Source organism: Lactiplantibacillus herbarum, from assembly GCF_001039045.1.
GTDB classification, from domain to species: domain Bacteria; phylum Bacillota; class Bacilli; order Lactobacillales; family Lactobacillaceae; genus Lactiplantibacillus; species Lactiplantibacillus herbarum.
Genome location: NZ_LFEE01000012.1, coordinates 105,556 through 120,478, shown reverse-complemented (window position 1 = coordinate 120,478; position 14,923 = coordinate 105,556). Strand labels below are relative to the sequence as shown.

Annotated in this window: 11 protein-coding genes and 1 pseudogene; all 12 read right to left on the bottom strand. The window is 44.1% G+C overall.

From position 1 onward, the window contains the following. Nucleotides 1–17: 17 nt before the first annotated feature. On the bottom strand, nt 18–896 hold the full coding sequence (locus ACG95_RS03940; RefSeq protein ID WP_053072663.1) for an SIS domain-containing protein: 879 nt from the start codon (nt 894–896) through the stop codon (nt 18–20). Between the two features lie 183 nt (nt 897–1,079). Beyond that, nucleotides 1,080–1,964, bottom strand: coding sequence for an alpha/beta hydrolase (locus ACG95_RS03935; protein ID WP_047999250.1), 885 nt, complete (start codon nt 1,962–1,964; stop codon nt 1,080–1,082). Beyond that, complete coding sequence (locus tag ACG95_RS03930) at nt 1,954–3,270, bottom strand: PTS transporter subunit EIIC (RefSeq protein ID WP_047999249.1); 1,317 nt, start codon at nt 3,268–3,270, stop codon at nt 1,954–1,956. Before ACG95_RS03930 ends, ACG95_RS03935 begins: the two co-directional genes overlap by 11 nt. Nucleotides 3,271–3,528: 258 nt before the next feature. Beyond that, a complete protein-coding gene (locus ACG95_RS14150) occupies nt 3,529–4,788 on the bottom strand; it encodes a DUF4097 family beta strand repeat-containing protein (protein WP_237756451.1) in 1,260 nt (419 codons plus the stop codon). A gap of 81 nt (nt 4,789–4,869) precedes the next feature. Further along, nucleotides 4,870–5,193: pseudogene (locus ACG95_RS14710) on the bottom strand (PadR family transcriptional regulator); the annotation flags it as partial. A 212-nt stretch (nt 5,194–5,405) separates the two neighbouring features. Then, on the bottom strand, nt 5,406–7,745 hold the full coding sequence (locus ACG95_RS03920; RefSeq protein WP_047999248.1) for a cation-translocating P-type ATPase: 2,340 nt from the start codon (nt 7,743–7,745) through the stop codon (nt 5,406–5,408). A 173-nt stretch (nt 7,746–7,918) separates the two neighbouring features. Further along, nucleotides 7,919–8,494, bottom strand: coding sequence for a TetR/AcrR family transcriptional regulator (locus ACG95_RS03915; protein WP_047999247.1), 576 nt, complete (start codon nt 8,492–8,494; stop codon nt 7,919–7,921). A gap of 301 nt (nt 8,495–8,795) precedes the next feature. Next, nucleotides 8,796–10,166, bottom strand: a complete 1,371-nt coding sequence (gene rlmD / locus ACG95_RS03910; RefSeq protein ID WP_047999246.1) for a 23S rRNA (uracil(1939)-C(5))-methyltransferase RlmD — start codon at nt 10,164–10,166, stop codon at nt 8,796–8,798. Between the two features lie 402 nt (nt 10,167–10,568). Next, nucleotides 10,569–11,585, bottom strand: coding sequence for a diacylglycerol kinase (locus ACG95_RS03905; protein ID WP_047999245.1), 1,017 nt, complete (start codon nt 11,583–11,585; stop codon nt 10,569–10,571). Nucleotides 11,586–11,703: 118 nt separating this feature from the next. Next, entirely contained in the window at nt 11,704–13,128 is a 1,425-nt protein-coding gene (gene gatB / locus ACG95_RS03900) for an Asp-tRNA(Asn)/Glu-tRNA(Gln) amidotransferase subunit GatB (RefSeq protein ID WP_047999244.1), read from the bottom strand. Beyond that, nucleotides 13,128–14,591 (bottom strand): Asp-tRNA(Asn)/Glu-tRNA(Gln) amidotransferase subunit GatA, encoded by a 1,464-nt coding sequence (gatA, locus tag ACG95_RS03895; RefSeq protein ID WP_047999243.1) that lies wholly within the window; start codon nt 14,589–14,591, stop codon nt 13,128–13,130. The genes gatB and gatA overlap by 1 nt, the downstream gene beginning before the upstream one ends. Then, nucleotides 14,591–14,911, bottom strand: a complete 321-nt coding sequence (gatC, locus tag ACG95_RS03890; RefSeq protein ID WP_047999242.1) for an Asp-tRNA(Asn)/Glu-tRNA(Gln) amidotransferase subunit GatC — start codon at nt 14,909–14,911, stop codon at nt 14,591–14,593. The genes gatA and gatC overlap by 1 nt, the downstream gene beginning before the upstream one ends. Nucleotides 14,912–14,923: the final 12 nt, after the last annotated feature.

Below are 14,923 nucleotides of genomic sequence, written 5' to 3'. Positions count from 1 at the left end.
ATCAATCCCTTACCTAACTAGAGTTCCGTCCGTGTTTGGCTGATTGCATCACGCACCCGGCCCAGACTCGCTGCCATCTCAATATTACCGTGGACCGCTGTCATTAAGAACAGACTGTCGATAATGCTCATCTGAGCAATCAATGACGTCAATCCTTCCGAACGATAATTAATTTCTTCAGCTACTGATATAAATGCCACCGTACTCTCCCGAGCTAATGGCGAATTACCGAAACTCGTCAGCGCAATCACTGGTACTTTTTGCGCAATCAAGGTCGATAATACTTGTAACGTTTGCTGGTTACGGCCAGTATGTGAGATAACGACCGCAACATCTTGGCTCGTCATCTGGGCCGCTTGCATTAATTGCATATCATAATCACTATTATGGGCACATAAAATCCCCGTACGAACAAACTTGTGATAGCCATCGAGCGCTGCCACCGCCGAGCCACCTAAACCATAAAATCCAATGATCCGGGCTTTTAACAATAAGTGGACCGCTTGCTTCAGATCGTCCTCTGTCATGACCTGGCTCGTCTGATCTAAGGAACTCCGAATACTATTAAACGTCGATTCTGCGATACCCTTGAACGTCGTCTGCTTCTCAACATCTTGAAAAGCCTCCGCGTTACTCTGTTCAACGGGCTCTGCTGCCATTAGTTCTCTTGAAAAATCCCGAAAACTATTAAAACTGATCCGCTTGACGAAACGCGAAACGGTCGCCGTCGAAACACCAACTGCGGCAGCTAAATTTGAAATAGACTGGGCCGCCGTTTTAACGGGGTCAGCAATAATATAATCTGCAATTTTTCGATCGGTGACACTAAGATTCGGATAATATGAACGAATCAAAGTGAGCACCCGATTACGATGTGTGGGCATTTGTGTCGACAAACTAGCCACCTCCATAACCAAATTTTACCACAGTTCTTAGCAACGCCCTAAACTTCTCCGCACCGCCCTCAAAAGACAAGCTGCCAGTACCAGCTTCACATCCAGTCATCAAGGCTATTAAAGTAGGTAATATGTAAAAAACACAAGCTCCTTGATTTGAACTCAAGCAACTTGTGTCCTCACTTATTCAGTGGTATTAGCCGTCACTAATCTTTTATTCCGACTTGGCTTTTTGTCCAACATATACGTCCGAATCAACGTAACAATCTGTTGATTTTGCGGTAGATCCGAGTGTTGCGCATCGTTACCCGTGACCGTAATCTCGGTAAAATGCTTCACTTGTCCCTGATAGACGTACTTCCCCGCTTCAACACTGCGCGCAGGAACCAAACCATCCGAATCGTAATTCTCCGTCCCCGCTACCGAGTACATGGTTGCCGACTTCGGTAAGTTGTCGCGGTACTTAATAAAATCAGCTAACATCTGCGTCTTATGACTAAGATTAGCTTCTGAGAAATTATACGGTGAACCGATCGTCATAATTCGTTTGACCGTAATATCATCACGATTAAAATAATGTTCAAAGAAGTAGGTATAGATCAAGCCCCCGTTAGAATGCCCGATTGCTTTAAAATTATTGAATTGATATTTAGCCGCAACTTTTTTAAAAGCTAGTGAAAACCAGCGCGCCTGCTTCTTAATATTGCCATAGCCGTCATGGTTGTTTTGAAACCCAACGACAATTACCGGCTCATTATCACGCGGCCTTAACGCCCCAGTGATTTTAATTTGATCATCCGTGCCAACCGTGATTTTAATAAGGCTATGTTGCCGATGATCCGCCTTATTTAATTGCTTGACCAACGTGTCAAAGCGATTCTGCGTGGCACTGCTGCCGGGAATCATGATAATCGGTGACATCTGTGAATCGTGCCGACCCGTCATGGATTTAACATTTGATTGCGTCCACTGATACGATGGTCCCACTAAGAGTCCTAAGAAAAGGAGACCTAGTAATAAGACAATCAAACTACGCCGCCGTCGCGGCCAATTAGGTTTAAGCATCATGATGTACCCCCGCTTCAGCTTTTGCTGCGTTAAGAATGGCTTCCGCTAACCGCATAAATGGTAAATAGATTGCTACTGAGAGTGCTAAATCAATAATCCCAATCAATAATGCAATCACGTTGCCGTTGGTCCCAATAAATGCAATTAGGGGTCCCGGTGTTCCCACTGGTACGGGATACACGACCGGCGGAATCCAGTTGAGCCCAATGGCAACGGTTGCCACTGCCATATTAACTAAGGGCGCAATAATAAATGGAATTAAATAAATCGGATTATACAGCACTGGCAAGCCGGTCATCATTGGACCGTTACTGTTAAACAGCGCTGGCAGTAAACTCCAACGTGCCACCACGTGATAATTATGATTATTACTAGCAATATAAATCGCAATAATCAGCGCTAGCAACATCCCGGTACCACCAAACGTGCCAAAAGCATGGTATAGCGTATTGGCAGTATAGCGATATGGCACGTGATACGCAGAATGATGGGTCAATGCATAATTCAGATTGGTCGTCATACTCGTACTGTTAGTGACCAGCCGTTCTTGAAACGGCCCCGCAAAGCCAAAAATTTCTAGTACTAAAGTTAATGCCGCTAATCCAAACGTTAACCACAAACTATGACTAGTCATAGCGAATTTTTGAAACGCCACTAAATTTTCAGCTGAATAAGTCGCAACCGTTAGCCAATTAAGCCCCAGACTAATGATCACAGCTACGATTAAGACGACCGCCATCGGTAATAATGAGCCAAACGTACGGTTTAGGATCTCAGAAGTATGTGCGTCGCGGGCACCATTGACTGGTTTACTAAACCATTTGAAACACAATCCCGTCATCCCGCCAACAATCAAAGCACCCGTGAATCCATTAGTCCCAATTAGTAACGTATTGAACGTACTGCCCTGACTTTGATTAGTGTACTGGTAGGCCATGATCAACAACGCGATGGCCGCTGTCAATCCAGCTAACTGATCGTCACGCTGATTAAACTTAGCGTGATACTTAGCCGCACCGAAAGCGACAACTACGGCCACCCCGTTCAACGTCAGGCTAGTCAAACCATCAAACGGATAGTGTAAATATTGATAATACGGCACCCACTTTGACAGGTGAAAAATGCTGGCAATAAAGCCAGTTTTCGTCAAAACCGCCTGCTGAATGATTTGACTAAAAGTCCCAATTAAAATCAGCGGAAACGCCAAGATCAACGTTCGTTGAATAATTCGATAAAAGTTAGTTTCTCGAAATCGCAATAGTCGCGGAACTAACCGTTGAATCAGTTGTTGCTCGCTGATTCTCATGAACCCCCACCCCAATTCCTGTTAGTTGTTGAACTCTATTATAAGCCGTTTTCATGTCGCAAACTATCAGAGTTTTACAAAATAGGTCAGCAATCGACGCTACCCTATACTTGGGCCAACTAAATTTGTATTTTTCCACAACTAACCGACTTCCATCGGCTAATTATGCCCGACGTCTCTCAATTTTTAGAAATAAAAAACGTTCAGGATTTTTATCCCAAACGTTTCTTCACCTCACAAGACCAATTAGTTAAGCCATTAATAAACGTAAATAGAACCAGAATGCGCACGACCACGAATCAAGTAATCGCCAGCCGTACCAACGCGCCCCGTCTGATAACTGTCAGCAACGTGTTCGGCTTGCCCAGTACGTGGAGCTTTAACACGACCACTATGTGATTCTAGTTCGTAGCGATAACTTGCCGCTGTCGGCGTTGTGACCTTAACGGAACCACTGTGGGCATCCAGATTAATATCACCATCAATACTGGCAAAGTCCAATTTGAGTGACCCTGACTTAGCCTTCCAACTACCGCCACCACGCAGTTGACTGCCAATAATGCTACCGCTAGTTGCACTAACTGTATAAGTTCCAGCTGTCACTTCACTCAACCGAACCCGGCCACTCTTAACTAACAGTCCCAGTTGTTCAGTTACTTGAACCTGTGAAACGTCGCAACTGCCTGAAATCACTTCAGCGCTCAATGCTTGTGCATGTATGCTAGCAAGTCGCGCGCTACCACTAGTGAGCTTTAAGCTGAACTGATTTAATTGTTCTAATCCTGCTGCTAGAACACTCCCTGAGCGACTGATTAGAGATAAATCACCGGTGAAGTCTACCGGAATCTGAATCTGAACGTGTACTCGTAAGGGAATCAAGAATGGCACCTTCCCCTGAACAACTTGAAGACTATTGCCAACCTGTTCAACCTGCGCCTTATAAGCTGGGTTCTTATGGTTCATATACTCACGAATAATGATTTCATCGCCAGCACCCTGAGTGGGTAAAATCTTTACCCGTGCTGATTTATAATTAATCGCAATTGTCACGATTTGATCCGTTGTCAGCCGTTGTTCATTAACTAATGGTAAATTATCATGGTATTCGCCCGCCAAATTAATCGGGATGCTAGGTTGCACAAAGTCTGGTCGTTGCCGAGCATCACCATTCAAATTAATGCCGTTACCGTCAACCGTCCAACTACCTAATTTAACCCCGTTGGCATTTGCCTGAATTGCGCCGTGATTAATTGACACACCCTCACCAGTGATTTTAAGGGTCTCACCATCATCAATCATGATGCCATCCTCATTCATCTCAACGTGATGTCCATGAATCGTTTGGGTTGTGCCATTCTCATCATTGACCTGCTTGATCAAGTCGTTGATGTCGCCAAAGTCACTGAATGCTTCAGCAACTGCTTCCTCTGGTTCCATTCCACTACGTTCCTTATCATTAGCAGCTTCGTTCAGATCAGTCGCTAGCTCTGTTTTTAGTTCCGTTAAAGCTGGCGTCATCGTTTGTGTTTTAAAATAAGTTGTTAGTCGCATTGCAACCAGTTGTTCAATCTTTGCTGACATCTGCATCGATCCTTCTAAAATTAAGTCATCTATTACTTGCTTGGCAAACTGCCACTCTTCAATGCTGTGCGCTAAAGTCGTGCGACCCTGTGTCGTAATCTGATAATACTTACGCCGGCCACCCTGGGTCTCATTACCCCAATAACTTGTGATTTCACCATTCTTTTCTAACCGCCGAAAGACCGTGTAGAGTGTGGCTTCATTGATGTCATAGGCTTCATGACTCAACTGTTTAATCGTTTTAGCAATCTCATAGCCATAACTATCACCCTGATTCAAAATATTGAGGACAATCGTAGCAGTGTGACCGCGAATCGTATCCTTCGAAATTTCCGGTTTCATCTGACATGCTCCTTTACCATAACTACTTTGTGTCACATAGTAATTCAATAGACATAATATACCATCGATTACTGTGTGTGTCAAAGTAATTGTCTTAAAATAATCTCTATAAAAAGAAATACCCTAAAACCAAAATGATCAGTTTCAGGGTATTTCTTACTAACCGCTATCCATTTTTAACTTAACTAAGTTCTTATATCCTACTCTAATGCCTAGCGCCAATTGATTCGGCTCAAGACGCGTTTACCCAAGCCATTCTGTAACACAATGAAGACGGGATAAGCACTGATCATTAACGGTAAGTAGATAGCCGCCAACGACCAGTCCCACAAGCTGACCAATGAGAAAATCTGACCACCGAATAAAAAGACTAAGACAAAGAGTGTCGACATTAACAATACTAAGCCAATTTTAAAGCGGTTGAGCGGCCGTGCCGCAATCAACAGCGCGTTCAAACTGATAATCCCAGTCATTAGGACACTCAAAGTGGCGGTAGTTTCAAAGCTCAACTGGAACTTATTGCCCAGCAACATGATAACCATCACATAACCCACCACGCAGATTGCTGCTGGTACGGCAACCTCCATGACCTGTTTCATAAAACGGCCGGTGATTCGGCGATAGTCCGGTTGTAAGGCTAAGAAGAAGGTCGGAATTCCAACCATCAATGATGAGATAGGCGTTAACTGAATCGGTTCAAACGGATAGCTGTGACTCATAAAGATAAAGATCAGCGTCAACGCGACTGAATACATCGTCTTAATCAAGTACAGCGCAGCCACGCGCTCAATATTATTGATAACTCGACGTCCTTCATTCAGCACTTGGACCATCGCATCAAAATTTGAATCAATCAAGACAAAGTCAGCTAAACTCTTAGTCGCTTCGCTACCGGTCGCCATAGCGATACTACAATCTGCTTGCTTCAGCGCCAATAAGTCGTTGACGCCATCACCCGTCATCGCAACGGTATGACCAGCTCGCTGGTAAGCTTTGATCAAGCGCTCTTTCTGTTGGGGCGTCACCCGCCCAAAGACCGTGTAGTCAGCTACTAGTTGGTCGTAATCAGGCTGTTCACCGACCTGACTCATATCAACGAGCCGATCCGCATCTTTGATCTCAGCGCGTTGGGCAATACTTGCGACAGTAACCGGGTTGTCACCCGAGATGACTTTCAATGCCACATCTTGATTTGAAAAAAAACTAAAAGTTGTTTTGGCGTGGGGCCGCAATTCATCCGTAATCAGAATCAACGCTTGCGCCTCTGCCTGAGTCGGTTTTGGTGTCATCAACGCTTGTACTTGTGCTAACACTAGCACCCGGTAACCAGCTTTTGCCAGCTCATGAATTCGTGCTTGCAGTGCTGCTGGTACGGTCTCGAAGATAAATTCTGGCGCCCCCATCACAAAGGACTGACCATCAAATTCGGCCCCACTCCACTTACGACTAGAAGAAAATGGTAACACTTTAGTCGCGTGGATTTCGGGCTGACCAAATGCCGTTTTGATTGCCTGAGCAGTCTCGTTATCATCGTCAATGGCCGTCACCAGTGCAGCTAATCGATGTTCAACATCGGCTTGCACGTGTTGTCCCCACAGCTCTAAACGTTCAAAAACTAGCTTGCCGCTCGTAATCGTACCAGTCTTATCCAGACAGAGCGTATCTACTCGTGCTAACGCCTCAATCGCGGGTAATTCTCGGACTAAGACCTGGTGCCGCCCCAGCGTAAACGCTCCTGCAGCCAATGCCACCGATGTTAATAAGACTAACCCTTCCGGAATCATCCCAACCATTGCGGCTACCGTACCTAGAATGGCCCGATTCTGGCTCTCACCACGCATCAACGTGGAAATAAATAGCGCAGCCCCTAACGGAATAATCGTAAACGTCAAAATTTTAATGATTCGATTAATAATTGCTAATAACTTACTTGGTGTCCGGCGTTTCTGTTTAGCCGCCTTAGCCATCTGTTTGATAAAGCTGCCATGGCCAACCCGCGTTGCTTGCACCACAGCGTGACCACCCAAAATGACGCTACCAGAAATCAGTTCATCACCAGCGCTCTTAATTACTGGATCAGCTTCACCCGTAATCTGAGATTCGTCAACCTCTAATCCGGCTGTGACCCTGACAAGTCCATCAACCGGTAGTTGGTCGCCACGCGTCACCATCAATAAGTCGTCCTGCACGATCATTTCCTGCGCAACTTCAGTGACCTGACCACCACGCCGGACTTGCATCTTAGTAGCTGAAAGCAGCGACAACTTATCCACCTGCCGTTTAGCCCGAATTTCTTGGAAAATTCCGATACCAGTATTAACAATTACAACGAATAAGAAGAGTATATTCTTATAACTACCGGTGAGTAGAACTAGCCCCGCCAGCAGAACGTTGATCAAGTTGAAGAGCGTCAGTAAGTTATCCCTAAAGATCTGCTTTACACTTCGCGTTAGTGGTGGCAGTGGTTCATTCTTTAGGCCCGCTGTCAGGCGTTGATCAACCTCCACAGTAGTCAATCCATGTTTAACTGGTGGTAAATATCGTTCTGACATAGCGTGCCTCCTCATTTGAAAAATCCGTTAACTCTATTGTAAACGATTTTCTAAAACCGGTTCCATAAAGATGCTCGAATTTGGTAAATCCTAATAAATATTAACTCTCTTATGCTTGATTCCACAAAAAAAGCGCCTACCAACTAAACTGGTAACCACCTTAATGTTAAAATTTAAATTTCAGTATTTTCTGCTGGCAAATGCGTTTGATCAATCGCTAGCTGCATGGTTTTAGTGAACCGTTCGTCCAGCACATCACCCTGCATCAAGAAGAAACCACCAATTTCTTGGATAATAAACCCAAATAAGGTTGACCGGTAGAGCGTATTTTCCACTCGTGCCGAATCATCTAACTGTAGTGGTTTAAACATATCTTGATATAATTTCACGATGTTTTTCCGCGTCCGGGGAATCTTCAAACTATCATTTAAATCCAGTAGCACAGGCGCAAGACCGCGATGTTGCAGACACGCTGCACGAAATTCCTGAGCAAAAGCCATCAACGCTTCATCACCATTAATTCCAGAAATCTTTTCAGTTAGCCGATCCGCCACACTCTGCACGAATTGTAACCCAACTTGATCTAAAAGATCACTCAAACTATCTACATAGTTATAGATGGATTGTGGGCGGACATCTAATTCTAATGCCAAATCGCGGATGGTTAATCCGTTAATACCTTTGCTTTCAATCAACTGATTAGCCGTTAATAACACCTTTGCCTGTGTTAGCGTTCTTCTCTTGACCATAATGCTCCCCCGTCTTCAAATTATTCGTTTATCATTATAACCCAAACAGCCGTTCAACCGGACCAAAACGCTTATTTTTTATTAAAATCACAACAATTAATGAATTATTTTACTAACTGATGGCCTAATTAATGCAGATTGGAAATAATTTTATGCTACTTTCTATACGTTTAACCATTTTCATCAAGTAAATAAATCAAAGTTCATTTTTGGTCCTACTATCAATTAACCTTATCGTCATAACAGTTATCCAACAAAAAAAGACACTCCAAGTAAAAAGAAGTGTCTTACAAGTTCAAATCTATTTCCGTGTTAAAACGGTCACTGCTTCGATATGCGGCGTTTGTGGGAATTGGTCGACCGGTTGGACCGGTGCACTAATTTCGTAGCCGTATTCAGCAAAACGTTGAACATCACGTACTAAAGTTGATGGGTTACAACTAATGTAAACGATCTTCTTAGGTGCCATTTCGCCAGCACTCTTGATGAATTCAGCATCCAAACCTTTACGTGGTGGATCAACGACAATCACGTCCGGCTCAACGCCTTCTTCTTGCCACTGAGCCATAACTTTTTCAGCACTACCAAGAACAAACTTAGCGTTCTTAATACCGTTCTTATCAGCATTTTGACGTGCATTGTCGATAGCAGATGGTACGATATCAACCCCGTACACTTGCTTAGCATGTTTAGCCATCGTTAATGAAATCGTTCCGATACCAGAATAAGCATCGATAACCGTTTCGTTACCCGTTAGTTCAGCTTGATCAATGGCTAATTGATACATTTTTTCAGTTTGTTGTGGGTTCACTTGGTAGAATGACTGGGCTGAAATTGCAAAGTCTAAGCCTAACAATTGATCAGTAATCGTTGCTTTACCAGCTAACAAGTTGTTATCTGGTCCCAAGATAACGTTAGTCCGCTTTGAATTAACGTTTTGAACAACACTCACAACTTCTGGTAACGCTGCCCGAATTTCTTCAGTAACCACGTCAGCCATTGGTAAACGCTTCGAGCGGGTCACGATGACAACCATCATTTCATGGCTGTAGTAACCACGACGTACCATGATGGTGCGAACCGTGCCACTGTGATGGAATTCATCATAAGCCGTTTCATGATACTTACGTAAGATATCACGAACAACCACGATGGCCTTATCAATTTCTGGATCTTGAATATAGTAATCTTCAATTGGCATTAATTGATGACTATTCTTCTTGAAGAACCCAGTTGTTAGCTGTCCTTGAACCTGACGAACAGGAACTTGGGCCTTGTTACGGTATTGCGTAGGGTTTTCCATCCCAATCGTTGGTAAGACTTCTACATCGTCCATATGAACCTTAGCAAATAATTCAGCAACTTGATGTTGCTTGAATTTTAGCTGTTCACTGTATTCCAAATGTTGTAATGGTGCAATCCCAGTTTGACGGTAAACACGTCCCTTAGGATTAACTCGGTGTGGACTAACCTGATTGATTTTTTCGACTTCACCGAACGCAAAGTTTTTAGTAGTTTTGGTAACCTTAACTGAAATCTGTTCTTCAGGTAAAGTATTTTCAATAAAGATTGGGTAGTTGTCGACTTTCGCCACACCCATCCCTTGGTACGTTAAATCCATGATGGTAACGTCTAAGACATCACCCTGATGTACTGGTAAATCAACTTTCATTAATTGGTTCCTCTATCTTTCTTGACGACTTAATTATCATTCAATAACACTTGAACTGGTTATTGGTGCCGTTGTTCGTTTTGTTTTAAGAGCGACAGTTAGACGTAATCAGCGTGTAAGTTTAAATGGCTTACTGTGCTAACTAATCCACTTGATTGGCTGTGAACTCGTCCTAACTTTACTGTCGAAACGTGTAAGGCCCAGCTGCTCCCTGCGCTTACTCACCTTAACTGTCGAAACGTGTTCATGGGGACAAATGGCTCCGCTTGCTACGCTAATGAATCATTGCCAAACCCGCAATCATCCACTAGCTAGGCAATGCTCACCATTTACCCGCCCCCATGAACACTCTTAAAAAAATTACCGCTCCCCATTGTATCGGTAAACGGTAATTTTAGCAAGTTATTCAGGTTTATCTTCATCCGTCGCCGCTGGTAATTGATCTACCGCTGACACGAATTGACGTTCCGCATTCTCAATTTCCAAATCAGATTCCGTGATGGCTTCATCAGGAATCTGATCCGTATCCGCAAACATTTCAATATGTTGCTTCAAGTTACGGAAAGTCATCGGTGCATCGCCACCATATTCACCATCTAAATTAATCATCAGACGATCATTGACTGGTTTAGCAACCACCTTGTTGGTCTTCACATAAATGATTGCTGGATCATTGATATGTTTACCACCATTTAGAACCAACGTCATCAGATGTAACATCTTCGCTAAGTTCCCGGTCTTCACGATAATCATCGTGAATTTACCGTCATCTAACGAAGCATCCGGTACCAACTGTTCAAAACCACCAACTGAATTAGTCAGTGCTAAGAAGAACATCGATGCCTTGCCCTTATAATGACCACCATCATACTTAAGATCCATCTCAACTGGCTTCACCCGTGGCAATAATTCAGCTCCCTTAGCCAAATACGCCGCGTAACCAAAGATTGATTTCAACTGTGACGGTACGTCGTAAGTCAATTCAGTCAATAGACCACCAGCCGCAATATTAATAAAATATTGCTCACCAGCTTGGCCGATATCCATCTTGACGGTTTGGTTCTTTAATACTACTTTCGCAGCCGCAACCGGATCATCACGCGGAATCCGCAGTGCCCGAGCATAATCATTGGTTGTCCCCGCCGGAATGATTGCCATCTTAGGCCGTCGCTTTAATCCTGCCAGCCCATTGACCACTTGATTGATGGTCCCATCACCACCAGCTGCTACAATCAATTCAAACCCATCCTTGGCGCAGCGATGAGCTTCATCCGCTGCCGAATTAGGTACCGCAGTCGTTGCAAACGCACTGGTTTCATAACCAGCTTGTTCAAAAACGCCAAGAATTTCAACCAAGTCGTGAGCTAGTGCTTCACGCCCAGAAGTTGGGTTGTATATAAGTCGTGCCCGTTTACGCATGTTTCATTTTCCTCCGCTCACACGATCGGGTGTCTACATCTGTCATGCCAGATCTACTGGCAATAACTTTGTAATCCGGATTCAACACCCGCATTTACCTTACTCCGTAACACACACCTTACCGTGCTTTTAATGATGTCATTAATAGTTGGTTGACCACTTTAGGATTGGCTTGACCATGCGTCTGCTTCATAATTTGACCCACTAAGAAGCCGACCGCACGATCCTTACCATTCTTGAAGTCATCGATTGATTGTTGGTTATTATCCAAGATATCGTCAATGATTGGTTGTAACTTGGCTGGATCAGATAATTGCACTAAGCCCTTATCATTGACCCATTTTACAGGTTCTGAACCCGCCATGATGGCCTTGAAGACCTTCTTGGCAATCTTACTTGAGATAGTCTCATCCGCAATCATCTTAACCATACCAGCTAAATGCTCTGGTGTTAAGTCCGTTGCCAATAATTCAACCTTATTTTCGTTCAGGTAGGCGTTAACGTCCCCTTGTAAGTAGTTCGAAGTCAACTTAGGATCTGCACCCTGAGCAACGGTTGCATCAAAGAAATCTGACATTGCCTTAGTCTGCGTTAAGACACCCGCATCATAAGCCGTTAAACCAAATTTGTTGATGTACCGTTCGCGACGTGATCCTGGCATTTCAGGAAGTGATTTTTGAATTTCTGCAATCCAGTCATCATCAATATCAACTGCTGGTAGATCTGGTTCTGGGAAGTAACGGTAATCATCGCTACCTTCTTTGACCCGCATCAAGATCGTCTTACCAGTAGTTTCGTCAAAACGACGCGTTTCCTGTTGGATCTTGCCACCCGCCATCAGAACACGTTGTTGACGTTGTTCCTCATATTCAAGTGACTTACGCACGTAGTTGAAGGAGTTCAAGTTCTTCATTTCGGCTTTGACACCGTACTTGTCAGAACCAGCTGGTCGAATCGAAATATTAACGTCGACCCGCATTGAACCTTCTTCCATCTTAACATCAGAAACACCAGTAAATTGAATCCGTTGCCGCAACGCTTCACAGTAAGCATAAGCTTCTTCTGGCGTGCTAATATCTGGCTTAGATACGATTTCAATCAGCGGGGTCCCCTGACGGTTAAGGTCAACGTAAGAGTAATCACTCTCATGGGTATTCTTACCGGCATCTTCTTCGATATGCATCTCTTCGATACCGATCTTTTTCTTCTTACCATCAACTTCGATTTCAATCCAACCATCGTGCGCAATTGGTTTTTCATGTTGCGTTACCTGGTAAGCTTTCGGATTATCTGGGTAGAAGTAGTTCTTACGATCAAAGTAAGTGTGTTGTTCAATCTCAGCGTGTAGGGCCGTAGCAGCCTTAATACCGGCTTCCACCACACCCTTATTAGGTGTTGGTAAAACTCCAGGATAACCCCAGTCGATCACGTTCGTATTCGCATTTGGTTCGGCACCAAATTGAACGGGTGACGGACTAAAGATTTTGGAATTGGTTTTTAATTCAACGTGGACTTCTAGCCCAATTGTCGTAACAAAATTCATTAGTTAGCACCTCCGACTTCTGGGGTCTGCTTGTAAACTTGCGTGGCTTGTTCAAAAGCGTACCCAGCCTTGTAAAGCGTACTTTCATCAAATGCTTTACCAATCAATTGTACCCCGACTGGCATCCCATCAGCGAAGCCTGCTGGAACGGACATCCCTGGTAAACCAGCTAAGTTAACTGGAATCGTTAAGACGTCATTCATATACATCGTAATTGGGTCTGAGACTTCATCACCCAACTTAAATGCTGGTGTTGGGGCAACTGGTCCCATGATTAGATCGTAGTCTTCAAAGACCTTGTTGAAATCATTGATGATCATTGTCCGCACTTGACCAGCTTTATGGAAGTAAGCGTCGTAATAACCAGCTGATAAGGAGAACGTCCCCAACATGATCCGACGTTTAACTTCGTCCCCAAAACCTTCAGAACGGCTACGAACATAGACATCTTCTAGGTTCTTAACGTCATCTGCTCGGAAACCATAACGAATCCCATCAAAACGTTGTAAGTTTGATGACGCTTCAGAAGAAGCAATGATATAGTAAGCGGCCACACCGTAACGACTGTTTGGCAAGGAAACTTCTTCAACAGTGGCACCGAGATCTTCAAACTGTTTGACAGCCTGTTCGATAACGGCACGGACTTTAGGATCGATTCCTTCGCCCATGTATTCTTTTGGTAAACCAATCTTCATGCCCTTGATGTCACCAGTTAAACCAGCAGTAAAGTCTGGGACTTCACGCTTAGAAGACGTCGTATCATGGACGTCATTACCGGCGATCATGTTCAAGGCAGCGGCATTATCCTTAACCGTCCGTGTCATTGGTCCGATTTGGTCCAATGAAGAACCGAACGCAATCAAGCCCCAACGTGAAACCCGACCATAAGTTGGTTTCATCCCAACGATACCGTTAAAAGAGGAAGGTTGGCGAATTGAACCACCCGTATCAGAACCAAGTGCAACTGGCACTTGACCAGAAGCTACGGCAACAGCAGAACCACCCGAAGAACCACCAGGTACCCGGCTAATGTCCCAAGGATTACGAGTGACGTGGAAAGCAGACGTTTCCGTTGAGCCACCCATGGCAAATTCATCCATGTTGGTCTTACCAACGATCAATGCGTTGCTAGCCAATAACTTATCAACGACAGTGGCATCATAGACAGGCACAAAGTTCTCGAGCATCTTTGAAGCTGCAGTTGTTGTTAAGTCCTTAGTGACGATGTTGTCTTTAACGGCTAATGGAATACCAGCAAAGAGATTGTTAGCATCAATTCCGTTTTGATCTAATAAGGCAGCTTGCTTCAGCGCCTGATCTTCATTGAGGTTTAAGAAAGCCCCTAATTGTGGGTCAACTTGAGCCATGTTAGCAAAAGTGGCTTTAGCTAATTCAGTGGCACTGATCTTTTTAGCAACCAGGTCAGCATGCAAACTAGTTAAATCTTGGTCGAAATAAGTCATTATTCACCGTCCCCACTTTCATCAATAATTGCTGGCACCTTAATTAAGCCGTTGGCAGTCTCTGGTGCGTTGTCCAACAGTGCTTGTCGTAATTTTTCGTCACTCTTAACGGCAACGTCTTCACGTAATGAATTCGTATGGTCACTCATCCGTGACGTTACGGCAACACCAGTCGTATCAACCGCACTCAATTCTTCGAACATTCCGATAATTTTTTCTAATTGTGGTGTAAAGGTTGCTAATTGCTCAGGCGTAAATTCTAGCTTAGCTAGTCCCGCAACGTGTTGCACTTGTTCGGCGTTAATTCGTTCTTCAGCCATCAGATTTCCTTC